The organism is Nakamurella leprariae (genome assembly GCF_016918035.1).
Taxonomy (GTDB): Bacteria; Actinomycetota; Actinomycetes; order Mycobacteriales; family Nakamurellaceae; genus Nakamurella; species Nakamurella leprariae.
This window is the reverse complement of record NZ_JAERWK010000012.1, coordinates 124,494-149,232: the sequence shown is the minus strand read 5'-3', so window position 1 is coordinate 149,232 and position 24,739 is coordinate 124,494. Positions and strand designations below refer to the sequence as shown.

The following is a 24,739-nucleotide window of genomic DNA, read 5'->3' as shown; positions in this document are numbered from 1 at the left end:
AGCCCGGATGCCCAGGTGACAGCCGTAGACTCCGCCCTCGTGGGAGTCATCGACCGGGTCAAGGATGTTCTGCCACCGAAGTACCGGGAGATGGCCAAGTTCCTGGTGGTCGGTGGCACGGCATGGTGCATCGACACCGCCATCTTCACCGTGCTGTCGCACACCGTGCTGGCCGAGAAGGTCATCACCGCGAAGATCATCTCGATCCTGGTCTCGACCATCTTCAGTTACATCGCCAACCGCGAGTGGTCCTTCAACCACCGGGGCGGCCGCGAGCGGCACCACGAGGCGATGCTCTTCTTCGTGGTCAACGCGCTGGCGCTCGGCCTGAACCTGATCCCGCTGGCCGTGTCGCGGTACGTCCTGGGCTTCACCACCGAGCACCACAGCCAGTTCGCGGTGACCATCGCCGACTTCGTGGCGGCCAACCTGATCGGCACGGTCATCGGGATGATGTTCCGGTACTGGGCCTACCGCCGGTTCGTCTTCCCGGACGAGCTCGAGGAGTACGACGAGTTCGACGATCCCGATGCGCCGACCTCCCCGGTCGCGTCAGTGACGACCGCCCCGCTGGCACCGGTGCGCGAGCCGCTGCCGCCCGCGTCCGGGTCCTGACGGCGGGACGGCCGGCCGGCTCCCCCGGCCATGTCGTCCACATCGGCCGCATCGTCCTGGTCGCGCTCGCCGACGGCCGTCGGCTCCCACGGCGGCAGGAACACCGCGAACACCGGCGGCCGCGCCCGGGTCAACTCCAGCCGGCCGCCGTCCGCCTCGAGGAACGCGCGGGCCAGCCCGAGTCCGATGCCGGTCGAGGACGCGGTGGACACCCCGCGGTCGAAGACGTGCCCGACGAGTCCGTCGGCCACCCCCGACCCCTCGTCGGTCACCTCGAGCACGACCATCCCGGAGGTGGGCCCGGCGCGGCCCGGTGAGCGCATCTGCACGGTGACCCGGCCCTGCCCGTGCTGCAGCGCGTTGTCGATGAGCACGCCCAGCGCCTCGCGGAGCCGCACCGCGGTGGCGTGCACCCGCACGGCGGGCGCGTCGACCACCTCCAGCCGGCGCCCGACCTCGGCCAGCCGTTCCCGCCAGTCCCGTCGCACCTCGGCGAGCAGGTCGTCGAGCACCACCTCGTGAGCGCCGCCGGCCCGTTGCGAGCGAGCGCCGGCCAGCAGGTCGTCGACCACGGTGACCAGGTGGTCGGTCTGGTCCAGGGCGGCCTGCACCTCCTGCACCACCTCCGGGTCGGGGTGCATGGACAGCTCCTCCAGCCGCAGCCGGATGCCGGTCAGCCTGGTGCGCAGCTGGTGGGAGATGTCGCCGGCCAGGTCCCGCTCCCGACCGATGAGGGCCGCGATGTCGGCAGCGGCCTGGTCGAGCACCTCGGCCACCCGGTCCAGTTCCCCGATCTGGTACCGCCGGCCGGACGTGCGGAAGTCCCCGGCGCCGAGCCGAGCGGCCCGCCCGGCCAGCTCGGTGAGCGGCGTGACCAGGCGGCGGGCGGTGAGCAACGCCACCCCGGTCCCGACCACGCCGGACAGGCCGATCGCTGCGACGACCAGGGCCAGCACGGTGATCTGGTCGGACCGCAGCGCGGACTCCGGCACCGACAGCCGCAGCAGGCCGCCGCCGCTCATCACCAGCTGCTCGCTCACCACCTGGCCGTCCAGCGGCGGGCCCACCGACTGGTCGATGCGGCCGGCCATCCGGATGTCCAGCCGCCCACCGGAGGGCACCTGGGCCTCGAGCCGGCGGACATCCAGCTCGACCGGGTCCGCCCCGCCGGCGCCGGTGTCGCCGGCGACCTGGTCGAGGATCAGGTTGTTGACGGCGGCGAGCCGGCCGGACAGGTCGCGGTGCAGCAGGTCGTCCACCACCCGCCAGGAGACGAACCCCAGCGGGACCCCCAGGGTGAGCACCGTCGCGGCGATGGCCAGGAGGGTCGACAGCAGCACCCGGCGGCGCACCCGTCAGCTCCCGCCCGGGTCGCCGCCGGCCCCGGTGCTGCCGGCGCGGTCGGCCCCGTCCGGCGTCCACACCTCGAAGCGGAACCCGATGCCGCGCACGGTGGAGATGCGGGTCGGCTCGGTCCCGCCGTCCCCGGCCTCGCCGGCGGTCGCGCCGGCCAGCTTCCGCCGCAGCCAGGACATGTGCATGTCCAGCGTCTTGGTGCTCTTCATCCCGGGGTCGTTCCAGACCTCGGCCAGGATCTCCTCGCGGGTCACCACCTGGCCGGCCCGGCTCATCATCACCCGGAGCAGTTCGAACTCCTTGTTGGCCAGCGTGATCTCGGCCCCGTCCACCTCGACCCGCCGGGCTGCGGTCTCCATCCGGACCCCGGAGACCTCGAGCAGGGCGGGGGTGCGCCGCCGCAGCAGCGCCCGGATCCGCGCGAGCAGCTCGGCCATCCGGAACGGTTTGCCGACGTAGTCGTCGGCGCCGGCGTCCAGTCCCACGATCAGATCGGCCTCGTCGGTCCGCGCGGTGAGCATGAGCACCGGGACCTGGGCGGCCGCGGCCCGGATGCGCCGGCACACTTCCAGGCCGTCGACGTCCGGCAGGCCCAGGTCGAGGATGACCACGTCCACGTCGATCGCGTCGGCGCCGCCCGGGCCGCGACCGCCGGTGAACACCTCGACCGCGGCGCCACCGCTCGCGGCGTGCGCCACCCGGTAGCCCTCACGGGTCAGCACCCGCGACAGCGGGACGGCGATCGCCGGGTCGTCCTCCACCAGCAGCACCGTCGTCACGCGGTCACCCTACGACCGGGCCCGGATCACGGACCTGGTCCTGGTCCGGGGATCAGCCGTGTGCCGGCGGCAGCGGCGGCGTCGCCGGGATCGGACCGGCCGGCGCCGGGCCGGGTCCGCCGCCGCGGTACCGGTCGCGGTCGTCCATGATCAGCTGGTTGAGCGTGTGCTGCACCGTGGGCAGCGACGCGACGTTGCGGAACGTCAGCGGCTGGTCGGCGGCGGACTCGACGATGAGCGTGCCGTAGCCGAGCAGCCGGCCCAGGAACGTCACGTCGGTCTGCATGTTCTGCACGTGGATGAGCGGGATGCGGTGCTCGGTCCGGTTCAGGATCCCGGTGCGGAAGAAGATGTGGTGGTTGGTGATCACGAAGTGCTCGGTCCGCCAACGCAGGAACGGCACCAGCACCAGCAGGACCAGCAGCACCACGGCCACGGCCGCGGTGATCCACCAGCCGATGACGTGATCCTCCCAGCGCCGCATCAGCGCCGCGCCGGTGAACGCGGCCGCAATGATCACCACGAACCAGACCGCCGGCGCGATGAGCACCTTCCACGACGGGTGCTTGTGCACCACGACGCGCTCGCCCCGCGACAGCAGGGCGTCGGGGTAGGCCATGCGTGCGGACAGTACTCACCCCTGCGGCCGACGGGAACGATCAACGCCGGACACGTAGGCTTCCGCCGGGGTGACGGACCGTGACCGGGTGATCGGCCACGACGGACAAGGGGTGGAACAGATGACCAGTGCAGGCGGATCGGCACAGCAGTCCGGCCACCGGAGCGAGCCTCCCACCGTGTTCGTGCTGTTCGGCGCGACCGGCGACCTGGCCAAGCGGATGGTGCTGCCGGCGTTCTTCTCGCTGGCCCAGCAGGGGCTGCTGCCGGAGAACTACCTGCTGGTCGGCAACGGCCGCGGCGACGTCAGCCACGAGGACTTCAAGGGGCACGTGCACGACGTGCTCAGCGAGTTCGGCGCCGACCCGGAGGCGGCCGAGAACGCGGCGGCCTGGGCGGACTTCTCGTCCCGGCTGCGGTTCGCCGGCGGCGGCTTCGACTCCGACGATCCGGGCAGCCTGCTCGACGTGCTGGCCGAGGCGCGTGAGCAGGAGGGCGGCGACCGCGCCCAGATGATCCACTACTTCGCGGTGCCGCCGGTGGCGTTCGCCGAGAACACCCGGGCGCTGGGCCAGCACGGGCTGGCCAAGGGCGCCCGGGTGGTCTACGAGAAACCGTTCGGTGTCTCCCCGGAGACCTTCCGCACGCTGAACGACACCGTGCACGAGGTGCTCGACGAGTCCCAGGTGTTCCGGATCGACCACTTCCTGGGCAAGGAGGCGACGCAGAACCTGCACGTGTTGCGGTTCGCCAACTCGCTCATCGGTGACGCATGGAGCAGCACGCACGTCCGGGCCGTGCAGATCGACGTGCCGGAGACCCTGGACATCGCCGATCGGGCCAAGTTCTACGACGCCACCGGCGCCTTCCTGGACATGATCGTCACCCATCTGCTGCAGGTCGCGGCCGAGGTGGCCATGGACACCCCGGCCAGCCTGTCCGCCGACGACCTGCAATCGGCCCGCGAGGCGGTGATCAGCCAGTTCCGGCCGCTGGACCCGGCCGAGGTGGTGTTCGGTCAGTTCGACGGGTACCGGGACGTCGAGGGCATCGACCCCGGCTCGGACCAGGACACCTTCGCCGCCTGCCGGCTGTGGATCGACAACGATCGCTGGCGCGGGGTGCCGTTCTACCTGCGCACCGGCAAGCGCCTGGCCGGTGGCGCCCAGCAGGTCAGCCTGCTGCTGCGGGAGCCGGAGCGGACGCCGTTCGACGTGCCGGCCGACCACGGCGTGCTGACCTTCGACCTCAAGGGCAAGGGCGGGATCGACCTGTCGCTGGTCATCAAGGAGCCGGGCACCGGGCTCGAGCTGACCACCAGCACCGCGGCCATCCAGTTGGCCGAGGTCGAGGGTGGGGACGCGCTCGAGCCGTACGCCCGGCTGATCAACGACGTGCTGCAGGGCGACCGCAGCCTGTTCACCCGGTCCGACGGGCTGGCCGCCGCCTGGGCCGTGGTCGAACCGGTGCTGCAGGCGCCGCCGGCCATCCAGCCGTACGCGCCCGGGTCCTGGGGTCCGCAGGCCGCCGCGGACCTGATCGCCCCGGACACCTGGCTCGTCGGCCAGTGACCGTCCGCCGGTGAGCATCTGCCGGTGACCATCTGCCCGTGACCATCTGCCGGCGATGGTCCGGCTCCCGGTCGGCCCGCCACGACACCCCCGCGTCAGCGGGCCGGCCGGGCCCCGAACACCGCCGAGCCGAGGCGGACCATGGTGGCGCCCTCGGTGATGGCGTCCGCGTAGTCGCCGCTCATCCCCATGCTCAGCTCAATCGGCCCCGGGCCGGCCAGCCGCTGGGCCAGCACCTGTTCCCGCAGCTGGGCCAGGCGGGCGTACCCGGCCCGGACCGCGCCGCGGTCCGGCGAGTTCAGCCCGATCGTCATCAGCCCGGTGACGCGCAACCGCGACCGGGCGGCCACCGCGCCGACCAGGTCCAGGGCCGCCTCGGGGTCGACGCCCGACTTGCTGGCCTCGCCCGACACGTTGACCTGCACCATCACGTCCAGCGTGCGGTCCAGCGCCGCGAGCCGGCGGTCCAGCCGGTCGGCCAGCTCGGCCGAGTCCAGCGTCTGCAGGCACGTCAGGCGCGGCAGCACCTGGTTCACCTTGTTGGACTGCAGATGCCCGATGAAGTGCAGTTCGTGCGGCACTCCGGCGAGCCGGGCCTCCTCGAGCTCCGGTGCCTTGGCCAGCACCTCCTGGACCCGGTTCTCGCCGATCAGCGTCCAGCCGGCGCGGAGCACGGCCAGCACCCGGTCCGCGCCCACCGTCTTGGTGGCCAGCAGCACGCGGACACCGGCCGGGTCCCGGCCGGCCGCAGTGGCGGCGTGGTTGACCATCGCCCGCACTCCGGCCAGCCGGACGGCGAGCCCGTCGTCCTCCGATTTGGGCGAGCACGCAGTCAGGGTCACCGGACGACCCTACGGCCGGTCGCCGCAGTCCGGACGAGCACCGGACGACCACCGGACGATCAGCGGGACTGCCGCCAGGCCCGCTCGAACGGCAGCCGCCAGGCGTGCGGCGCGACGAGCTGGTGGATGGCGTTCGGCCCCCAGGAGCCGGGCGAGTAGACCTTCACCGGCGGCGGATTGTCGAGCAGCGGCTGCGACCGCTGCCACAGGCTCTCGATGCCCTCGGCGCTGGTGAACAGGGTGTGGTCGCCGCGCATCGCGTCCATGATCAGCCGCTCGTACGCCTCGAGGACGTCGCCGGCCCGCTCGGTGTCCTGGGTGGAGAACTGCATGGACAGCTTCTCCAGCCGCATGCCCGGGCCGGGCCGCTTGCCGTAGAACGACAGCGACACCTTCGACTCGTCGGCCAGGTCGAACGTCAGGTGGTCCGGTCCCTGGGTGCCCACGCCGGAGTTCGGCGCGAACATCGACTTCGGGGCCTCCTTGAACGCGATCGAGATGATGCGCTGGCCCTGCTCCATCCGCTTGCCGGTGCGCAGGTAGAACGGCACGCCGGCCCAGCGCCAGTTGTCCACCCGGGCCTTCAGCGCGATGAACGTCTCGGTGTCCGACTCGGGGCTGACCCCCTCCTCGCGCCGGTACCCGGAGTACTGGCCGCGCACCACGTGTCGCGGCTCGATGGGCAGCAGCGAGCGGAAGACCTTGTTCTTCTCCTCGCTGATGGCCCGCGGTTCCAGCGCGGTCGGCGGCTCCATGGCCACGAAGGCCAGCACCTGGAACAGGTGGGTGACCACCATGTCCTTGTAGGCGCCGGTCGATTCGTAGAACCCGGCCCGCCGGTCCAGCCCGAGGGTCTCGGGGATGTCGATCTGGATGTGGTCGATGAAGTTGCGGTTCCAGATCGGCTCGAACAGGCCGTTGGCGAAGCGGAACGCCAGGATGTTCTGCGCCGCCTCCTTGCCCAGGAAATGGTCGATCCGGAAGATCTGCGACTCGTCGAAGGTCTCGTGGACCTTGTTGTTCAGGTCGATGGCGCTGGCCAGGTCGGTGCCGAACGGCTTCTCCATGACCACGCGGGAGCGTTCGACCAGCCCGGCGTCCCGCAGCATCCGGATCACCGCGAGCGCCGCCTTGGGCGGGACGCTCAGGTAGTGCAGGCGGCGCACACCGTCGCCGAGCCGCTCCTCGGCCTCCTTGACCGCCGCCGCCAGCGGCTCCGGCCCGGCCGACTGCGGCACGTAGTGCAGGCGCTGCGCGAACTCGGTCCACTGGTCGTCGCTGACCCGCCGGGGGCTGAACTCGTCGACCGCCTGCCGGGCGAAGGCCCGGAACTGCTCGTCGTCCATCTCCTCCAGCGAGGTCCCGATCACCTCGATGTCCGGGGTCAGGTCGGACAGCTCCAGGTGGGTGAGTCCGGGCAGCAGCTTGCGGCGGGCCAGGTCACCGGTGGCGCCGAAGAGCACCACCACGTGCGGCATGAGCGGCTCGTCCCCCCGGCGTCGCGGCAGCACGTCCGCGGCGGGGTAGGCGATGGTCTGCGCGGAGTGCTCGTCTGAACTCGACACGCACGCATGATGTCACCAACACCGGACCTGGCGGAGGTTCGTCCCGCGGACGGGTCCGTCGTTCACGCGAGTGACACGTGCCGGTCGCGGAGCGGTCACCGGCCGCCGTCCCTCCTGGCTCCGCCGTCGGGGCGGGCTCCCCGGTGGTCGGATCAGTCGGTCGGGTGATCGGCCCGATGATCGACGAGCGGCCGCAGGTGGGTGACGTCGGCGGCGCCGTACGTGCGGACGGGCCCGTCGGCCGACCGGACCTGGATGGCCCCGTCCGCGGTGACGTCCACCGCCTGCCCGACCAGATCGGTGCCGTCCGGCAGGTGCAGGGTGACGGTCCGGCCGACGGTGCCGCAGGCGGCCCGGTACGCGTCGTGGATACCGGCGGCACCGACGTCGCCGCCCGCCGCCCGCCACCGATCGACCCAGCCGCCCCAGGCGTCCAGCACGGCCGCGGCCAGGGTGGCCCGGTCGAGGCCGGCGTCCGTGGCCCCGGCCAGCAGCAGCGACGTCGCGTCCGCTCGGGGCAGCTCGTCGGAGGCGAGGGAGACGTTCAGCCCGACCCCGACCACCACGTCCTGGCCGTTGCTCTCCCCCAGGATCCCGGCCACCTTGGCCGGGCCGATGAGCACGTCGTTGGGCCACTTGAGCTGGGCGTCGATCCCGGCCACGTCGCGCAGCGCGGTGCGCACGGCCAGGCCGAGTACGGCGCCGCCCCAGCTCCAGCGGGACACGGGGATGCCGGTGGGGTCGAGGCGGACGGACAGCATCAGGCCCGCTCCCGGCGGGCTGGTCCAGGTCCGGCCGGAGCGGCCCTTGCCGGTGCGCTGCTCGTCGGTGATGAGCACCGGTGTGCCGCCCGAAGCCACTCCCGGGCCGTTGCCCGCGGCGGCGGCCAGCAGATCCGTGTTCGTGGAACCGGTGGCCGGGACCCAGCTGATCGACCAGCGCGCCGGATCGGTCGTCCGGGCAGCGACCTCGGCGGCGGATCCGGGGCGGCGGGAGGTGGCGACCCGTTCCTCGAGCTGGGTCCGGTCGGCGGGGTCGGTCCGGTGTTCGGCGGCATCATCGGCGGGCTGGTCGGGCACGGCCGCAGCCTAGATGCCACCGGACGGGCGGCGGCGCCTGGAAGCCGCCTGGAAGCCGCCTGGAAGCATGGCGGCCGGGCGCCGCCGGGGCGCAGGAGGGCGGTCAGGCGTGACGAGCAGTGCTTCCCTGCAGGGGGCGACCGTGGTGCTGGCCTCGGCCTCACCGGCACGGCTGGCGGTGCTCCGCGCCGCCGGGATCGATCCGGTGGTGCGGGTCTCGGCGGTGGACGAGGACGCGGCGCTCGAGGCGCTGGCCGGTGAACCGGAACCGGTCCGGGTGGCCCGGCTGGCCGCGGCCAAGGCGGACGCGGTGATCGCCGCGTTGCAGGAGGAGTCGCGCGAGCGAGGCACGAGCGAGCGCGGGCTCCGACCATCAGATACTGCCGAGAATCCATTTCTGCACGGCGATCTCGTGGTGATCGGCTGCGACTCGATGCTGCTGCTGGACGGCCGGCTGCAGGGCAAGCCGGCCGATGCCGACGAGGCGCGGCGCCGCTGGGCGGCCATGGCGGGCCGGGACGGCCTGCTGCTGACCGGGCACGCGGTGCGCCGGGTGGTCGACGGGCAGGTGGTCGCGGCCGCGGAGGACACCGGCAGCACGGTCGTCCGGATGGGCCGCCCCTCCCGCGCGGAGCTGGACGCCTACCTGGCCACCGGCGAGCCGATGGCCGTGGCCGGCGCACTGACCATCGACGGGTTCGGCGGCTGGTTCGTCGAGGGCGTGGACGGCGACCCGTCCAACGTCATCGGGCTGTCGCTGCCGTTGACCCGGCGGCTGCTGGCCGGGATCGGCGTCCGGGTCACCGACCTGTGGCGGCGTCCGACCGGCTGACCAGAGTGCTGATCATGGGGCGCCCCCCGGCCCGGGTCCTACAGTCGTGGCCATGACTGCACCCCAGCCGCCCGGGAACGACCCCGCCGACCGGAACCGTGTGGTCCGGGTCGGCGACCAGGAGCGCAACGCCGCGCTGGAGGCGCTCGGCGAGCACCTGTCAGCCGGGCGGCTGGATCTGGACGAGTACGGCGAGCGCAGCGCCAAGGTGACCCAGGCCCGCACGGTGGCCGACCTGCAGGAGCTGTTCGACGACCTGCCGGCCCCGCATCCCCAGTTGTCCGGCTGGGCGCTGCCCGCGGTCCGCGCCGGCAGCAGCCCGGCCGTCAGCGGCGGCGCACCGATGCCGCCGCAGCCGTTCGTACCGAACGCACCGGTCAAGCGCAGCCGCGGGCAGACGGCCGCGGCGATCGCCACCGGCGTCTCCGTGCCGGTGGCCTTCGGGCTGTTCATGCTCTTGTTGACCATCGGTGTACCCGGCGGTGTCGCGTGGATCGCTTGGCTGCTCATCCCGATCGTCGGCGGTATCGCCAACGCCGTGCAGAACGACCAGCGCCCTCCGAACCGGGACTGACAGCGGCGGCCGCCGCGGTCAGCTCAGCGCCGGCGCCCCGAGCACACCCAGGAGCTCGAGCTTCTCGGCACTCTCGCTGCCGGGGACGGCGGTGTACACCAGCAGGTGGTGCGACTGGTCCGGGTCGAGCAGGGTCTGGCAGGTCAGCTCCAGCGGCCCCACCGCGGGATGCACGTACCGCTTGACCCCGCGCGGGCGGATGCCGACCTCGTGCAGCTCCCAGACCTGGCGGAACTCCTCCTGCTCGGCGAGCAGCAGCTCCGCGTACCGGGCGGCCCGGGACCCGGGGCCGCGCAGGGTGGCGATCTCCCGCAGCCCCGAGGCGTACATCCGGGCGTGGAAGTCGTGGTCCTCCGGCGCGTACAGCGCGCGGGTGGCCGGGTCGGTGAACCACCGGTAGCCGATGCTGCGGGCCGGCCCGGTGTACCGGGTCAGGTCGCCCACGAGCGCGACGCCGAGCGGGGTCTGGCGCAGCGTCTCGCCCAGTTCGGTGACGATCTCGGCGGGCGTGTCCTGCAGCCGGTCCAGGATGCGCAGCAGCCCGGGACCGATGTGGTCGCCGTCGGCACCGCGGGCCGGTGGCGTGTGCCCGGCCAGCCGGAACAGGTGGTCCCGCTCGTCGAGGGAGCAGTGCAGGCCCTGGGCGATGGCGGTGATCATCTGCTCCGACGGGTGCGGCCCGCGCTCGCGTTCCAGCCGCGCGTAGTAGTCGGTCGACATGTGGCACAGCACGGCGACCTCCTCCCGGCGCAGTCCGTCGGTTCGGCGGCGCCGACCGCGGGGCAGCCCGACGTCCTCGGGTTGCAGCGACTGCCGGCGGACACGGAGGAATTCCGCCAGCCCGGCCCGATCGATCCCCACCCGGTCCTCCCCGCGTTCGTCCCCGGCCCCGACCGGCTGCTCCCAGTCCTACCGGGGGCCGCCGGGCACAACCACGGATCATCGATCCCCCGCTGGCGACCGGGCTCGGGCGGACCGCCGAGCCACGGATCGGCAGGCCGTGGTCGGCCGGCGCCGCGGCGCGCAGGCTCGGTACGGCATCCACCTGCACCCTCCAGACCCACCGGGAGATCACCCCATGCCACGCACCCCGATCGACATCACCGTGCCCGACCTCACCGGCCGCCGCGCCGTGGTGACCGGCGGCAGCGACGGGATCGGGCTGGCGCTGGCCACTCGGCTCGCCGGCGCCGGCGCCGAGCTCGTGCTGCCGGTGCGCAACGTCCGCAAGGGCCAGGCGGCCGTCGCCCGGATCGTCGATCGACACCCGGCCGCCGACGTCTCGCTGCAGGAGCTGGACCTGTCGTCCCTCGGGTCCGTCGCCGCCCTCGGCGCGACGCTGCGCGCGGAGGACCGACCCGTCCACCTGCTGATCAACAACGCCGGCGTGATGACCCCGCCCGATCGGCAGACCACCGCGGACGGCATCGAGATCCAGTTCGGGACGAACCATCTCGGTCACGTCGCGCTCGTCGCGGAACTGCTGCCGCTGCTGCGGGCCGGCCGCGCCCGGGTGACCAGCCAGATCAGCCTGGCCGCGGCCCGCGGCACCGTCAACTGGGCGGATCCGAACTGGGAGCGGTCCTACGACGGCATGCGCGCCTACCGGCAGTCCAAGATCGCTCTCGGGCTGTTCGCCGTGGAACTGCAGCGGCGCAGCGAGGCCGGCGGCTGGGGCATCACCAGCACTCTGTCGCACCCGGGGGTCGCACCGACGAGTCTGCTCAGCGCCCGGCCCGAGGTCGGCCGCGCCCGGGACACCCTGCAGGTGCGGCTGATCCGCGCCCTCTCGTCCCGCAGGATCCTGGTCGGCACCCCGGCCACCGCCGCGCTGCCCGCACTGATGGCGGCCACCGATCCCCGCGTCGCCGGCGGCCGGCTGGTCGGACCCGGTGGTCCGGGGCACCTGGGTGGGCGGCCCGCCGAGCAGTCGCAGTACCGGCCGCTGCGCAGCACCGAGGACGCGGCCCGCGCCTGGCAACTGTCCGAGCAGCTCATCGCCGCCGCCACCGCCGGGCGGGCGGCGACGCTGCCGGGCTGACCGACGCACCCACCGGCCGGCTCCGGCGCGCGGGCGGCGCGACGGCCGGGGACGATCGCAGCCATGAGCGATGCAGAGCCGGACACGACCGGAGCGGGCCTGCTGCTGGGGATCGACCTCGGCACCGGCAGCAGCAAGGCGGTGCTGGCCCGGGCCGACGGCACCGTGGTGACCTCGGCCGTCGTCCCCCGACCGAACTCGGTGGTCATGGCGCGGCCGGGCTGGGCCGAGGTCGACCCGGTCGGGGTGTGGTGGGCCGACGTGGTCCGACTCTGCCGCGAACTGCTGCCGCAGGCCGCGGGCAGCCCGGTCGTGGGCGTGTGCGTCAGCGGCGTCGGCCCGTGCCTGGTGCTGTGCGACGAGACGGACACCCCGGTACGGCCGGCCATCCTGTACGGCATCGACACCCGGGCCACGGCCGAGATCGACGAGCTCACCGACCGTTTCGGCGCCGATGCCGTCCTGGCCCGGGGCGGCACCGCCCTGTCCACCCAGGCCGTCGGGCCGAAAGCGCTCTGGGTGCAGCGGCACGAGCCGGAGGTGTGGGGCCGGGCCGCCCGCTGGTACAACTCCAGCTCGTTCGTCGTGCGCCGGCTGACCGGCGAGTACGTGCTGGACCACCACACGGCCAGCCAGTGCGATCCGGCCTACGACCTGGCCGCGCAGGACTGGTACCGGCCCTGGTACGACGACGTGTTCGCGCTCCCCGCCCCGCGGCTGGCCTGGCCGGCCGAGGTGATCGGCGCGGTCACCCCTGTGGCCGCCGAGCAGACCGGCCTCCCGGCCGGCACCCCGGTCTGCGCCGGCACGGTCGACGCATGGGCCGAGGCGTTCTCGGCGGGCGTCCGGCAGCCCGGCGAGGTGATGCTCATGTACGGCTCGACGATGTTCTTCGTGGCCGTCGCCGAGCCGCAGCAGCTGGCCGGTGCCCGGGACCCGTTGCTGTGGACCACGGCCGGCGTCGAGCCCGGCACGCTGACCCGCGCAGCGGGCATGTCGACCTCCGGCTCGCTGACCGGCTGGGTGGCCGACCTGGTCGGCGGCGTGCCGTTCGAGCAGCTCGTCGCCGAGGCGTCGCAGGTGCCGCCGGGTTCGGACGGTCTGCTGCTGCTGCCGTACTTCGCCGGCGAGCGCACCCCGGTGTTCGACCCGCAGGCCCGTGGCGTGGTGGCCGGGTTGCACCTGCGGCACACCCGGGCGCACCTGTTCCGGGCCGTGTACGAGGGCATCGGGTTCGGCATCCGGCAGATCCTCGAGCTGCTCGACGCACCGGCCGGCACGGTGTCCCGGCTCGTCGCGGTGGGCGGCGGGACCAAGGGGTCGCTGTGGACCCAGATCGTCTCGGACATCACCGGGCGCGAACAGACCGTGCCCGAGCAGGCCATCGGCGCCAGCTACGGCGACGCCCTGCTGGCCGCCATCGGCACCGGCCTGGTGCCGGCGGCGACCGACTGGGCGGTGCCCGGGCGCACGGTCACCCCGTCGGCGGCGTCGCGCGAGGTCTACGACGGCCTGGCCGATCGGTACGCCGCGCTGTACCCGGCCACCCGGGACATCGTGCACCACCTGGCCGGGCTGCAGGAGTCGGGCGCGGGCTGAAACACCCCTGACCCGGTCCGGAACCGACCGGCGCAACCTGCGGGCCGCGGACGGGCAACCACGGCGCAACGGCGGCTGCCTAGCGTCCGTCCCGGCGGCCACCGGACGGACCGGGAGCCGGCCGCCGGTGCGACAGGAGGTCCGTGCATGTCCGCCAGGATGTTCCACCTGGGGTGGTTCCTGAACTACTCGCCGCCGGCGTGGCAGGGACCGTTCCACCGGCCGGACTCCGAGGACTGGACCAGCGGCGACTTCCTCGTCGACGTGGCCCGGCTGCTGGAGCGGGGCAAGTTCGACTACATGATGTTCGAGGACTCGCTCATGGTCTCGGACGTCTACCAGGGCTCCATGGAGGCCGACCTCAAGTACCATCGGTACGCCCCGAAACACGATCCGCTGCCGCTCATCCCGTACATCGCGGCGAAGACCGAGCACATCGGGCTGATCGGCACCTCGTCCACCAGCTTCAACCACCCGTACGCCACCGCCCGCAGCTTCGCCACCCTCGACCACGTCACCCGCGGCCGGATCGGCTGGAACGTCGTGACCTCGAGCGAGGATCGGGCTGCCCAGAACTTCGGCCTGGAGCGGCTCTACGACCACGACGAGCGGTACGAGATGGCCGATGAGTACGTCGATGTCGTGCACCAGCTGTGGGACTCGTGGGATCCCGGGGCGATGATCATGGACCGGGAGCGGCGGATCCACACCGACCACAGCAAGGTCCGGGTGATCGAGCACCGCGGCAAGTACTTCACTGCCCGCGGGCCGCTGAACATGAGCCCGGGCCCGCAGTGGCACGTCCCGCTGTGCCAGGCCGGTGGCAGCCCCAAGGGGCGCGACCTGGCCGCCAAGTGGGCCAGCACCATCCTGGTCATCGCGCCGAACCTGGAGGAGATGAAGGCGTACCGGGACGACATCCGCGGCCGGATGAAGACCTTCGGCCGGAACCCGGACGACCTCAAGGTCTGCTTCGTGGTGTTCCCGGTGCTGGGCGAGACCGACGAGATCGCCCGGACCAAGGCCGCGCTGGCCGCGGCCAACGATCCCGATCGGCTGGACCGGTCGCTGGCCAACATCAGCGCACTCACCAACGTCGACTTCTCCCAGTTCGCACTGGACGAGCCGCTGCCCGACGTCACCACCAACGGGCACACCTCGACCCTGCAGACGTTCCTGCACGGCCGGGTGCCCGGGCAGACCACGCTGCGCGAGCTGGCCGACAAGCCGGTGGCCGAGTCGGTGTCGTTCGTCGGAAGCCCGTCGACCGTGGCCGAGAAGATGGGCGAGGTGATGGAGTACGTCGGCGGCGACGGCTACCTGCTGGCCACGCACGACATGAGCCGCAACTACGTCACCCAGATCGTCGACGGCCTCATCCCGGAGCTGCAGGCGCGCGGGCTGACCCGGCGCGAGTACACGGCCGACACGCTCAAGGGCAACCTGCTGGCGTTCTGAGCTTCTCGCCGGCGACTGGGCTCAGACCCGGTCGCCGGCGAGAGTCCCGGCGGACCGTTCGGCGTCGGGGGCGGTCCGCCGGATGCCGTCGGCGGCGGCGTCGGTGAGCTGCTGCTGGGAGGCGCGTTCGGCGGCCACCCGGTCCAGCACCGCGGCCACCTCGGCGGCCCGGCGCTCGGTGTCCCAGCCGAGCACGTCCCCCATGAGACCGGCCACCGCGACGGCACTGTCGGCGCCGCGGTGGCCGGTCTCCATGGCGATGCGGGTGCGGCGGAGCAGCACGTCGTCCACGTGCAGGGCGCCCTCGGCGACGGCCGCGAACCGCACTTCGGCGCACAGGTAGTGCTCGGCGCCGGGCAGGGGCATCAGCAACGACCGGTCGTCGACCGCCGGGGTCAGCACCTGGTGCAGCTCGGACCCGTAGCGGTGCAGCAGATGTCGGACGGTGCCGACCGGCAGATCCCAGTCGGCGGCGAGCTGGGCGGCCTGGTTGCGCAACGCCGGGAACCCGTCCGCCCCGACCAGCGGGATCCGCTCGGTGCAGGACGGCGGGATCGGCTCGGGCAGGTCGACGGCGGCCGCGTCGACGGCGTCGGCCCCCATCACCCGGTAGGTCGTGTACTTGCCCCCGGCCACCACGACCAGCCCGGGCACCGGCCGGGCGACGGCGTGCTCACGCGACACCCTGGACGGGTGCCGGCCTCCGGTGTGCGCCCGGGCCAGCAGCGGTCGCAGCCCCGCGTACACGCCCTCGATGTCGTCGGTCGTCAGCGGCACGGTGAGCACCCGGTTCACCTGGTCCAGCAGGTACCGGATGTCCGTGGCGGTGGCGGCCGGCTCGGCCAGATCGAGATGCCAGTCGGTGTCGGTGGTCCCGACGATCCAGTGGTCCTTCCACGGGATGACGAAGAGCACCGACGTCGCGGTGCGCAGGATCATGCCGCTGTCCGCGTCGATCCGGGCCCGCGGCACCAGCAGGTGCACTCCCTTGCTGGCCCGCACCGTGAACGACGGCGTTGCCCCGGCCATCGCCTGCAGTTCGTCCGACCACACCCCGGTGGCGCTGATCACCACCGTGCCGTGCACGTCGAACGCCGGCTCGTCCGGCGCCTCCAGGTCCCGCACCCGGACGCCGGTCACCCGGTCGCCGCTCGCCCCGTCCCCGGCCCCGTCCTCGTTCCCGGCATCGTCCTCGGCATGGCGGAGCACGTCCACGACCTCGGTGGAGGTGAGCACCACCGCCCCGTGCGCCGCGGCGGTGCGGGCCACGGCCAGGGTGTGCCGGGCGTCGTCGACCAGGCCGTCGTAGTACCGGATACCGCCGACCAGGGTGTCCCGCTTCAGCGCGGGGACGAGCCGCCGCGCCCCGGAACGGCGCAGGTGACGGTGCCGCGGTACCGAGCGGGACCCGCCCATCGTGTCGTAGAGGGCCAGGCCCGCGCCGACGTACGGCCGCTCGATCAGCGGGCGGGTGAGCGGGTAGAGGAACGACACCGGCCGGGCCAGGTGCGGGCACAGCCGGCTGAGCATCAGCTCGCGCTCCCGCAGCGCCTCGCGGACCAGGCCGAACTCGAACATCTCGAGGTAGCGCAGGCCGCCGTGGAACAACTTGGAGGACCGGGACGAGGTGCCGGCGGCCAGGTCACGGGCCTCGACCAGCGCGACCGACAGGCCCCGGGTCACCGCGTCCAGCGCCGCCCCCGCGCCGACCACGCCGCCGCCGACGACCACCACGTCGAAGTGCTGGGTGCGCAGTCGGTCCAGATCACGTCGCCGGCGCTCCGGGCCGAGCTGCGGCGACCAGGGCGGGACGGGCATGCCGGTCTCCTCGGGTGCGCACGTACGGCCGGGACGATCACCGACCGGCCGGAGTTCACGGTACCCAGGAGGTGTTCCGCCCCGGTGTACTGCCTCCTCGCGCGGCCCGCGCGATGATCGGGGCATGACCCAGCAGCGTCGCGGACCGTTCGTCGCCGCCATCGACCAGGGCACCACCTCGACCCGGTGCATGGTGTTCGACCGATCCGGGCGGGTGGTCTCCCGCGACCAGCGGGAGCACGCCCAGGCGTTCCCCCGGGCCGGCTGGGTGGAGCACGATGCGGCGGAACTGTGGGCCAACACCCGGGCGGTCACCGCCGCGGCGCTGAGCACCGCGGACCTGGTCGCCGGCGACATCGCCGCGGTGGGCATCACCAACCAGCGCGAGACGGCGGTGGTCTGGGACCGCACCACCGGACGACCGGTGGCGCCGGCCGTCGTCTGGCAGGACACCCGCACCGACGCGATCTGCCGGCAGCTCGGTGAGCTCGGCGGCGGCGCCGACCGGTACCGCGACCGCACCGGACTGCCGCTGGCCACGTACTTCTCGGGACCGAAGCTGCGCTGGATCCTGGACGAGGTCCCCGGCGCCCGGGAACGGGCCGAAGCGGGTGAGCTGCTGTTCGGCACGGTGGACAGCTGGCTGGTGTGGAACATGACCGGCGGCGTGCACGGCGGCGTGCACGTCACCGACGTGACCAACGCGTCGCGGACGCTGCTGATGGACCTGGACACGCTGGACTGGAACGCCGACATCGCGGCCGAGATGGGCATCCCGTTGCGGATGCTGCCGCAGATCTGCTCGTCCTCGGAGGTGGTCGGGACGGCACGGCAGCGCGGCACGCTGGCCGGGGTCCCGATCGCCGGCATCCTGGGCGACCAGCAGGCGGCCACCTTCGGGCAGGCCTGCCTGCGCGTCGGCCAGGCCAAGAACACCTACGGCACCGGCAACTTCATGCTGCTGAACACCGGGACGCAGCGGGTGCCCTCGACCCACGGCCTGCTCACCACCGTCTGCTACCGGCTCGGCGAGCAGCCGCCGGTGTACGCGCTGGAGGGGTCGATCGCCGTGACCGGGTCGCTGGTGCAGTGGTTCGGCGACAACCTCGGGATGATCGGCTCGGCCGCGGAGATCGAGAGCCTGGCGACCTCGGTGCCGGACAACGGCGGCGCCTACGTGGTGCCCGCGTTCTCCGGGTTGTTCGCCCCGTACTGGCGGGACGATGCCCGCGGCGCCATCGTCGGGCTCACCCGGTTCGTGACCCGCGGGCACCTGGCCCGGGCGGTGCTGGAGGCCACTGCCTTCCAGACCCGGGAGGTGCTCGAGGCGATGCGCGCCGACTCCGGTGTCGAGCTGACTTCACTGAAGGTGGACGGGGGCATGACCGCCAACGGCACGCTCATGCAGTTCCAGGCCGACATCCTCGGCGTGCCGGTGATCCGGCCGGTGGTCCCGGAGACCACCGCGCTGGGCGCGGCGTACGCGGCGGGGCTGGCCGTCGGGTTCTGGGACTCCCCTGACGACATCGTGGCCAACTGGGCGGCCGACCGACAGTGGAACCCGGCCATGGCCGACGACCTGCGGGACCGGCAGTTCCGCCGCTGGCGCAAGGCCGTCACCCGGACGTTCGACTGGGTGGAGCCGGACGACTGAGCAGGCCGGCGGTGCCCGGTCGTCAGGCGTGGATGCGTCGGCGCGTCCAGGCCAGCACCGGCAGCAGGGCCAGTGCGAGGATGCCGCCGCCGAGGGCCAGCGACTGGTAGCTGGTCGCCGCGGTGATCAGCCCGGACGCCGCACCGCTGCCCGCGCCGGCCAGTGCGACCAGCACGTCGATGCTGCCCTGGGTCTGCGGCCGGTTCTCCGGGACGGTCCCGTCGACCACCAGCGCGGTCCCGGCGATGAGGCCGAAGTTCCAGCCCAGGCCCAGCAGGGCCAACGCCAGGATGGTCAGCGACAGCGAGTCGCCGGGGGCGAGCGCGGCGGCGGCACCAGCCAGCAGCAGGGTCGCCGCGGACGCGACCGCCATCTGCGCCCGGCCGATCCGGTCGACCAGCATCCCGGTGAGTGGCGACGGCAGGAACATGGCGGCCACGTGGACGCCGATGACCAGGCCCACGTCCCCGAGACCGTGGTGGTGCTCGCGCATGTGGACCGGCGTCATGGTCATGATCGCGACCATGGTGATCTGGGTGAGCACCATGACCGTGGCGCCGAGGATCGCCTGCGGCCCCGGTCTCGGCGTCGCCCGTCGTGCCTCGTCGGCGGTCGGTCCCGGTGGGGGTCCGGCGGGGCGCTCCAGCTGCCGGGCCAGCAGCAGCGGGTCGGGGCGCAGCCGGACGAAGAGAGCGGCGCCGGCCGCCAGGTAGGCCACGGCCGCGAGCAGGAACGGTCCGGCCAGCGCGGGCAGGCCGAGGTCCTCGGCCAGCCCACCGAGCGGCTCGACCAGGTTGGGGCCGGCGACCGCCCCGAGGGTGGTGGACACCAGCGCCACGCTCACCGCCGCTCCGCGCCGGTCGCTCCGCGCGAGATCGGTACCGGCGTACCGGGCCTGCAGGTTGGTGGCCGCGCCAGCCCCGTAGACGAACAGCGACGCGAACAGCAGCGGCACGTTCTCGGCGACCGCGGCCACGACCACGCCGATGGCCCCGACCCCGCCGGCACCGAAGCCGCTGGTCAGGCCGACCCGCCGCCCGGACCGCCGGCTGAACTGCCCGACCAGGTACGCGGTGAGCGCCGATCCCAGGGTGAACAGCGCGATCGGCAGCCCGGCGAGGCCGTCACTGCCCAGCAGTTGCTGGGCGAGCAGCGCGCCGACGGTGATGCCCGCGGCCAGCCCCGCCCCACCCAGCACCTGGGCCAGCACCACCGTCTGCAGCGTGCGGCGCTGCACCCGTGCACGCATCGCCGCCAGCTCGGCCGCCGACCGCCCGTCGGTGGTCCCGATGTCCCGCACATCGCCTCCTCGGTGCCCCGTCCTCGCGGGCCGCGCCCACCGTCGCACGGATCGCGCCCGGTCGCGTGGATCGCGCCCGGTCGCGTGGATCGGCGGCGCACGCGAACAACGGCGGCGCAGCTGCCACGGCTCCCCACGCTCCGCGCCCCGGGTGTGCAGCCGCGCCCCGGGTGTGCAGCCGCGCCTCGGTTGTGCAGCCGCGCCCCGGATCACCGGCGCAAGTCGCACAACTGCGGCGCAGCACCCACCGACCCACAGCATCTGCTGCGGCCCCGATCAACAGCCTGCGCCCCGGATCACCGGCGCAAGTCGCACAACTGCGGCGCAGCACCCACCGACCCGCAGCATCTGCTGCGGCCCCGATCAACAGCCCGCGCCCCGGATCACCGACGCGCCGCCGATCAGAGGCGCACCGTGCATCACCGGGAGGCCGACGCACCCCTGATCTGCGCCCGTCGGACGCGGGCCGCGAGCTCGGCCGGTCGCCCGAGATCCGCCCACGTCCACCGGACCACCTCGTACCCGGCATCGCGCAACGCGTCCTCGCGCACCTTCTCGGCGAACACGGCATCGCCCGGGTCGCGGTCGCCGAGCAGCTCCCGTCGGTACTTCACCGCGCCGTCGAACTCGCCGATCACCCGCTCCCGGGACCAGAGGAAGTCCACGCGACCGATCACCCGGCCGAACGGATCGGCGATCGAGCGCTGGAGCTCGTCCGGCATCACTCCGAGCCGGTGCAGCAGGACCCGGCTCCGTGACTCGCCAACACTCTCCGACCGGCGGTCGGCGAAGGCCACGACGACAGCGCCGGCTCGGACTCCCCGGCGATTTCCTGCGGCCGCGACCTGAACGAGCAGGTCGGCACGGGCGACACCGGGACGCGCCAGCACCGCATCGGCCGTCACCACGGCCGACTCGAACGGCACCGTGCACGCCAGGTCGACCACCGTGCGACTGAGTGATGTCACCGGCAACCCGTCGATCACCACCACGTCCGACTCGGGGACCAGCGCCATGTGGATGTGGGTGTGCGGGCGTCGGTGACCTCCGGACGGGCGTGGGCGGACGACGTGCACGCGATCCAGTGGCACACCCCAGACCGGGAGGCCGTGCACGATCGCCGCAGAGACATGACTGACCACGACGCCTCCGGCCAGCTTGGGCAGCGTGGCCCGGAGGAGCACCCGGTGCCGGTGCACGTCGGAGGACGCCGCTCGTTCTGCGGCGGTCAGGTAGGCACCCGGCCGTACCGCGATCCACTCCCGGCGGGCGAGCTGCTGCTGGATCCGCCGGTCGGACGTGCCCTGGGCCAGCAGCGACGGCCGGGTCATCGCGAACGGCCGGACGGGCGCCTCCGCGGCAGTTGTTCGAGCACCGATCTCTGTCATGCCGACACCGTGGCGTCCGGTCACCCGGATCGGTACCGGCGAGGCGCTCACCGTGGACAACTCCGGCGCTGTGGATGGATCTCCCCGCTGGCGGTGACTCAGCCCGCCGAACAACGCGGGCTCGTCGGCCTCGTCGCAAGCACTCGCGCCGCGGATCGCCGTCTGCGCCCCGGATCCGGGGCGCAGACGCACGATCGGGGCGCAACTCGACCAACCGCCCACGAACGCGCCGCCATTGAACGCCTGCGCCCCGGATCCCCGGCGCGGCGAGGAACGGCGGCACGGCCGGCGGCAGCTCAGCCCAGGTCGCCCGCGTAGGCCATGAGACGGCGGCCCAGTTCGGTGATGGTGCCGGACAACGACGGGTACACCGAGAACGAATAGGCGAGTTCCTTGACGGTGAGCCGGTTCTGCACCGCCACCGCGATCGGCAGGATCAGCTCGGAGGCCTCCGGCGCGACCACCACGCCGCCGATGATGATGCCGGTGGCGGGCCGAACGATGAGCTTCACGAAGCCCTCGGACAAGCCCAGCATCTTGGCCCGCGCGTTGGTGGCCAGCGGGAACATCAGCGACCGGGCCGGCACCGTACCGGCGTCCACCTCGGCCTGGGAGACCCCGACGGTGGAGATCTCCGGATGGGTGAAGATGTTGGAGGACACCGACTTCAGCCGCAGCGGCGGCGCACCCTCGCCCAGCGCGTGCCACATCGCGATCCGGCCCTGCATGGCCGCCACCGACGCCAGCATCAACACCCCGGTGCAGTCCCCAGCCGCGTAGATGCCGGACACCGACGTCCGTGACACCCGGTCCACCGTGACGAACCCGCCCCGGTCGGTCTCCACGCCGACGTTCTCCAGGCCGATACCGGTGGTGTTCGGCACCGACCCCACCGTCATCAGGCAGTGGCTGCCCCGCACCTCACGACCGTCGGTCAGCGTCACCACCACACCGGCGTCCGGGCCGTCACCGTCCCGCGCCACCGACGCCGCGCGGGCCTGCTTGACCAGCGTGGAACCCCGTGCGGAGAACACCGTCTCGATCACCGCCGCGGCGTCCGCGTCCTCCCCCGGGAGCACCCGGTCCCGGCTGGAGACCAGCGAGACGTGCACCCCCATCTCGGTGTAGGCCGAGGCGAACTCGGCGCCGGTCACCCCGGAGCCGACCACGATGAGGTGTTCGGGCAGCTCGGTCAGGGTGTAGAGCTGCCGCCAGGTCAGGATCCGCTCGCCGTCCGGCACCGCGGTGTCCAGCACCCGCGGATTGGCCCCGGTGGCGATCAGCACGAAGTCCGCCTCGATCGAGCGTTCTGTGCCGTCCACCAGCGTCGCCGTCACCCGGTGCCGGGCCAGCCCGGGCGAGGCGTCGTCGAGTCGGGCCCGCCCGTTCAGCAGCTCGACGCCCTCGAGCTCGAGCCGCTCCCGGATGTCCAGCGACTGGGCCAGCGCCAGCCCGTTGACCCGGCCGTGCACCGTGGGCAGATCGACCCGCACCGACTCCGGCGAGACCATGATCCCCAGGTCGGCCGCGTCCAGCACCGCCGTCCGACCGCCGGCCGACGCGATGAACGTCTTGGAGGGCACGCAGTCGTACAGCACGCACGCGCCACCGATGCCCTCGCTGTCGATCAGGGTGACCTCGGCGCCCAGCTGACGAGCGGTCAACGCCGACTCGTACCCGCCCGGCCCCCCACCCATGATCACGATCCGCGGCACGCGCCCTCCCCCGTCCAGCTGCGTCCAGTCGGCCCCGGCCGTCGCCGGGGCCCGTCCACCTACCGTATCCGGCAGGCCCCGAGCGGCGCGGTCCGGTCGCGGCCAGGGCGGATCGAGGCCGTTACCCTTGCCAGCCATGGCGTTGTACGCGGCCTACGGGTCGAACATGGACCCGCAGCAGATGCTCCAGCGGTGCCCGTCGTCACCGTTGGTGGGCACGGGATGGCTGCAGGGCTGGCGGCTCACCTTCGGCGGCGAGGACATCGGCTGGGAGGGCGCGCTGTCCATGGTCGTCGAGGCGCCGGACGATCCCGACGCCGCCGTCTTCGTCGTGCTGTACGACATGTCGGAGCACGACGAGCGCACCCTCGACTCCTGGGAGGGCGCCGATCTCGGGCTCTACACCAAGATCAAGGTGCGGGTGCACACGCTGGACGGCGACCGGCTGGTCTGGCTGTACGCGCTGCAGGCGTTCGAGGGCGGGTTGCCGTCGGCCCGGCTGCTCGGAGTCATCGCGGACGCCGCGGAGGCGGCCGACGCCCCCAGCGAGTACGTGGCCGCGCTGCGCCGCCGGCCGTGCCGATCGCTGGGCAGCTGACCGGCACCGTCGAGATCGCTCAGCCCAGGACCCGGTCGACACCCAGTGCGGCCAGGGCGGTGTGGGTGGTGAGCCGCACCCCGACGGCCAGCGCCCGCTCGTCCAGCACGAACTGCGGCGAGTGCAGGTCGACCGGCGCCCGCACCCCGTCCCACACCCCGAGCCGGGCCAGCGACCCCGGCACGTGGTCCAGGTACACCGCGAAGTCCTCGGCGCCGCTGGACTGTTCGACCGTCGCCACCGAGTCCGGACCCAGCCCCCGCTCCACCGCGGCCCGCTGCAGGGTCGAGCACACCAGGTCGTTGTCGACCGGCGGCACGCCTCGGCTGTAGGTCAGCTCGTACTCCACCCGGGTCGGCGTGAGGATCTCCGACACCAACGACCGCACGATGTGCTCGGCCGAGTCCCACGCGGCCCGGTTCATCAGCCGCAGCGTGCCGCGGACCACGCCGTCCTGCGGGATGGCGTTCGGCGCTTGTCCGGCGTGCACGGCCCCCCAGACCATCACCGCCGCGGCCCGGGGATCCATCCGCCGGGTCAGCAGCGCCGGCAGCCCGGTGATCAGCAGGCCGAGCGCGTACACCAGGTCAGCGGTCAGGTGCGGCCGCGAGGTGTGCCCGCCCGGCCCCGCCACCCGGACCTCGATGACGTCCGAGGTCGAGGTGATCGGCCCGACCCGGATGCCCACCTGACCGACCGGCAGCCGCGGGTCGCAGTGCAACGCGAAGATCGACTGCATGCCCTCGACGAGGCCGGCGGCGACGACGTCGTGCGCCCCGCCGGGGAACATCTCCTCGGCCGGCTGGAAGATCACCCGCACCCGGCCGGGCAGCTGCGGCGCCCGGTGCAGGGCCAGCGCCGCGCCCAGCAGCACGGTGAGATGCGCGTCGTGACCGCACATGTGGGCCACGTCCGGGATGGTCGAGCCGTAGGGCAGGCCGGTCGTCTCGCGCATCGGCAGGGCGTCGATGTCGGCGCGCAGCCCGATCAGCGGCCCGTCGGTCCCGATGTCGGCCACCGCGCCGGTGCCACCGGGCAGCACCCGGGCGGCGATGCCCGCGTCCCGCAGAGTGCGGACGACGAGCGCGGTGGTGGCCGACTCGCGGCGACCCAGCTCGGGATGGCGGTGCACGTCCCGCCGGAGCCGGACCAGGTCGGGCAGCCGCTCGGCCAACGTTGCGTCCAGCCAGGCCGGGCCCCGCCCGGCGCCGAGATCGACGACCTCGGCGGGGTCGGGAACGGACACGAGACGCGGGGTCGGCGAGGTCGGGTCCATAGGTGTCAGAGGGTAATCGCCTCCTCGGGCGGGCCGAGCCGAGCGCGCCGCCGACGCGGAC

General features: G+C 73.2%; 20 protein-coding genes and 1 pseudogene. 9 read left to right on the top strand and 12 right to left on the bottom strand.

All coding sequences use genetic code 11. From position 1 onward, the window contains the following. Window positions 1-39 precede the first annotated feature (39 nt). A complete protein-coding gene (locus JL106_RS20915; protein ID WP_328842011.1) occupies window positions 40-615 on the top strand; it encodes a GtrA family protein in 576 nt (191 codons plus the stop codon). A 137-nt stretch (window positions 616-752) separates the two neighbouring features. Here the strand turns inward: JL106_RS20915 and JL106_RS20910 are convergent. The 3 genes and pseudogenes from JL106_RS20910 to JL106_RS10385 form a co-directional block, all read right to left on the bottom strand. After that, window positions 753-1,874 (bottom strand): annotated as a pseudogene (locus JL106_RS20910) (sensor histidine kinase); the annotation flags it as partial. A 96-nt stretch (window positions 1,875-1,970) separates the two neighbouring features. Beyond that, on the bottom strand, window positions 1,971-2,750 hold the full coding sequence (locus JL106_RS10390; RefSeq protein ID WP_205260634.1) for a response regulator transcription factor: 780 nt from the start codon (window positions 2,748-2,750) through the stop codon (window positions 1,971-1,973). 52 nt (window positions 2,751-2,802) lie between these two features. Further along, a complete protein-coding gene (locus JL106_RS10385) occupies window positions 2,803-3,369 on the bottom strand; it encodes a PH domain-containing protein (RefSeq protein ID WP_205260633.1) in 567 nt (188 codons plus the stop codon). Window positions 3,370-3,490: 121 nt separating this feature from the next. Here JL106_RS10385 and JL106_RS10380 point away from each other — a divergent pair, with 121 nt between their 5' ends. Beyond that, complete coding sequence (locus JL106_RS10380) at window positions 3,491-4,939, top strand: glucose-6-phosphate dehydrogenase (protein ID WP_205260632.1); 1,449 nt, start codon at window positions 3,491-3,493, stop codon at window positions 4,937-4,939. A 95-nt stretch (window positions 4,940-5,034) separates the two neighbouring features. Here JL106_RS10380 and JL106_RS10375 read toward each other — a convergent pair whose 3' ends face one another. The 3 genes from JL106_RS10375 to JL106_RS10365 all read right to left on the bottom strand — a co-directional run bounded on the left by JL106_RS10375 (window position 5,035) and on the right by JL106_RS10365 (window position 8,425). Continuing rightward, window positions 5,035-5,781 carry a YggS family pyridoxal phosphate-dependent enzyme gene (locus JL106_RS10375; protein WP_205260631.1) on the bottom strand — a complete coding sequence of 249 codons (747 nt, stop codon included), beginning with the start codon at window positions 5,779-5,781 and terminating at the stop codon, window positions 5,035-5,037. Window positions 5,782-5,840: 59 nt separating this feature from the next. Continuing rightward, window positions 5,841-7,346 (bottom strand): glucose-6-phosphate dehydrogenase, encoded by a 1,506-nt coding sequence (gene zwf, locus JL106_RS10370; protein WP_328842007.1) that lies wholly within the window; start codon window positions 7,344-7,346, stop codon window positions 5,841-5,843. Between the two features lie 152 nt (window positions 7,347-7,498). After that, the gene (locus JL106_RS10365) at window positions 7,499-8,425 is read right to left on the bottom strand and encodes a biotin--[acetyl-CoA-carboxylase] ligase (protein WP_205260630.1); all 927 of its coding nucleotides are present in this window, start codon (window positions 8,423-8,425) and stop codon (window positions 7,499-7,501) included. Window positions 8,426-8,534: 109 nt separating this feature from the next. On the opposite strand from JL106_RS10365, the gene JL106_RS10360 reads away from it, so the two are divergent. Both JL106_RS10360 and JL106_RS10355 read left to right on the top strand, forming a co-directional pair. Further along, on the top strand, window positions 8,535-9,257 hold the full coding sequence (locus JL106_RS10360) for a Maf family protein (RefSeq protein WP_328842005.1): 723 nt from the start codon (window positions 8,535-8,537) through the stop codon (window positions 9,255-9,257). Between the two features lie 52 nt (window positions 9,258-9,309). After that, window positions 9,310-9,831, top strand: a complete 522-nt coding sequence (locus JL106_RS10355) for a DUF1707 SHOCT-like domain-containing protein (RefSeq protein WP_205260628.1) — start codon at window positions 9,310-9,312, stop codon at window positions 9,829-9,831. An 18-nt stretch (window positions 9,832-9,849) separates the two neighbouring features. Here the strand turns inward: JL106_RS10355 and JL106_RS10350 are convergent, their stop codons facing one another. Then, on the bottom strand, window positions 9,850-10,692 hold the full coding sequence (locus JL106_RS10350) for a helix-turn-helix transcriptional regulator (RefSeq protein WP_205260627.1): 843 nt from the start codon (window positions 10,690-10,692) through the stop codon (window positions 9,850-9,852). Between the two features lie 217 nt (window positions 10,693-10,909). Between JL106_RS10350 and JL106_RS10345 the strand changes: the two genes are divergently transcribed. The 3 genes from JL106_RS10345 to JL106_RS10335 all read left to right on the top strand — a co-directional run bounded on the left by JL106_RS10345 (window position 10,910) and on the right by JL106_RS10335 (window position 14,929). Then, window positions 10,910-11,872, top strand: coding sequence for an SDR family oxidoreductase (locus JL106_RS10345; protein ID WP_205260626.1), 963 nt, complete (start codon window positions 10,910-10,912; stop codon window positions 11,870-11,872). 63 nt (window positions 11,873-11,935) lie between these two features. Beyond that, entirely contained in the window at window positions 11,936-13,471 is a 1,536-nt protein-coding gene (locus JL106_RS10340) for an FGGY-family carbohydrate kinase (RefSeq protein ID WP_205260625.1), read from the top strand. A 147-nt stretch (window positions 13,472-13,618) separates the two neighbouring features. Further along, on the top strand, window positions 13,619-14,929 hold the full coding sequence (locus tag JL106_RS10335) for an NtaA/DmoA family FMN-dependent monooxygenase (RefSeq protein ID WP_205260624.1): 1,311 nt from the start codon (window positions 13,619-13,621) through the stop codon (window positions 14,927-14,929). Window positions 14,930-14,950: 21 nt separating this feature from the next. On the opposite strand, the gene JL106_RS10330 is transcribed toward JL106_RS10335, so the two are convergent. Further along, window positions 14,951-16,747 carry a glycerol-3-phosphate dehydrogenase/oxidase gene (locus JL106_RS10330; RefSeq protein ID WP_205260623.1) on the bottom strand — a complete coding sequence of 599 codons (1,797 nt, stop codon included), beginning with the start codon at window positions 16,745-16,747 and terminating at the stop codon, window positions 14,951-14,953. A 124-nt stretch (window positions 16,748-16,871) separates the two neighbouring features. Here JL106_RS10330 and glpK point away from each other — a divergent pair, with 124 nt between their 5' ends. After that, window positions 16,872-18,401 (top strand): glycerol kinase GlpK, encoded by a 1,530-nt coding sequence (glpK, locus tag JL106_RS10325; protein ID WP_205260622.1) that lies wholly within the window; start codon window positions 16,872-16,874, stop codon window positions 18,399-18,401. A gap of 22 nt (window positions 18,402-18,423) precedes the next feature. Here the strand turns inward: glpK and JL106_RS10320 are convergent, their stop codons facing one another. From JL106_RS10320 to JL106_RS10310, 3 genes are all read right to left on the bottom strand, one after another. Next, window positions 18,424-19,650, bottom strand: a complete 1,227-nt coding sequence (locus tag JL106_RS10320) for an MFS transporter (protein ID WP_205260733.1) — start codon at window positions 19,648-19,650, stop codon at window positions 18,424-18,426. A 470-nt stretch (window positions 19,651-20,120) separates the two neighbouring features. Beyond that, window positions 20,121-21,089, bottom strand: a complete 969-nt coding sequence (locus tag JL106_RS10315) for a hypothetical protein (RefSeq protein WP_205260621.1) — start codon at window positions 21,087-21,089, stop codon at window positions 20,121-20,123. Window positions 21,090-21,385: 296 nt separating this feature from the next. After that, window positions 21,386-22,804 carry an NAD(P)H-quinone dehydrogenase gene (locus JL106_RS10310; RefSeq protein WP_205260620.1) on the bottom strand — a complete coding sequence of 473 codons (1,419 nt, stop codon included), beginning with the start codon at window positions 22,802-22,804 and terminating at the stop codon, window positions 21,386-21,388. 136 nt (window positions 22,805-22,940) lie between these two features. Here JL106_RS10310 and JL106_RS10305 point away from each other — a divergent pair, with 136 nt between their 5' ends. Then, complete coding sequence (locus tag JL106_RS10305) at window positions 22,941-23,402, top strand: gamma-glutamylcyclotransferase (RefSeq protein WP_205260619.1); 462 nt, start codon at window positions 22,941-22,943, stop codon at window positions 23,400-23,402. A 19-nt stretch (window positions 23,403-23,421) separates the two neighbouring features. Here JL106_RS10305 and JL106_RS10300 read toward each other — a convergent pair whose 3' ends face one another. Continuing rightward, window positions 23,422-24,678 (bottom strand): amidohydrolase, encoded by a 1,257-nt coding sequence (locus JL106_RS10300; RefSeq protein WP_205260618.1) that lies wholly within the window; start codon window positions 24,676-24,678, stop codon window positions 23,422-23,424. Window positions 24,679-24,739: the final 61 nt, after the last annotated feature.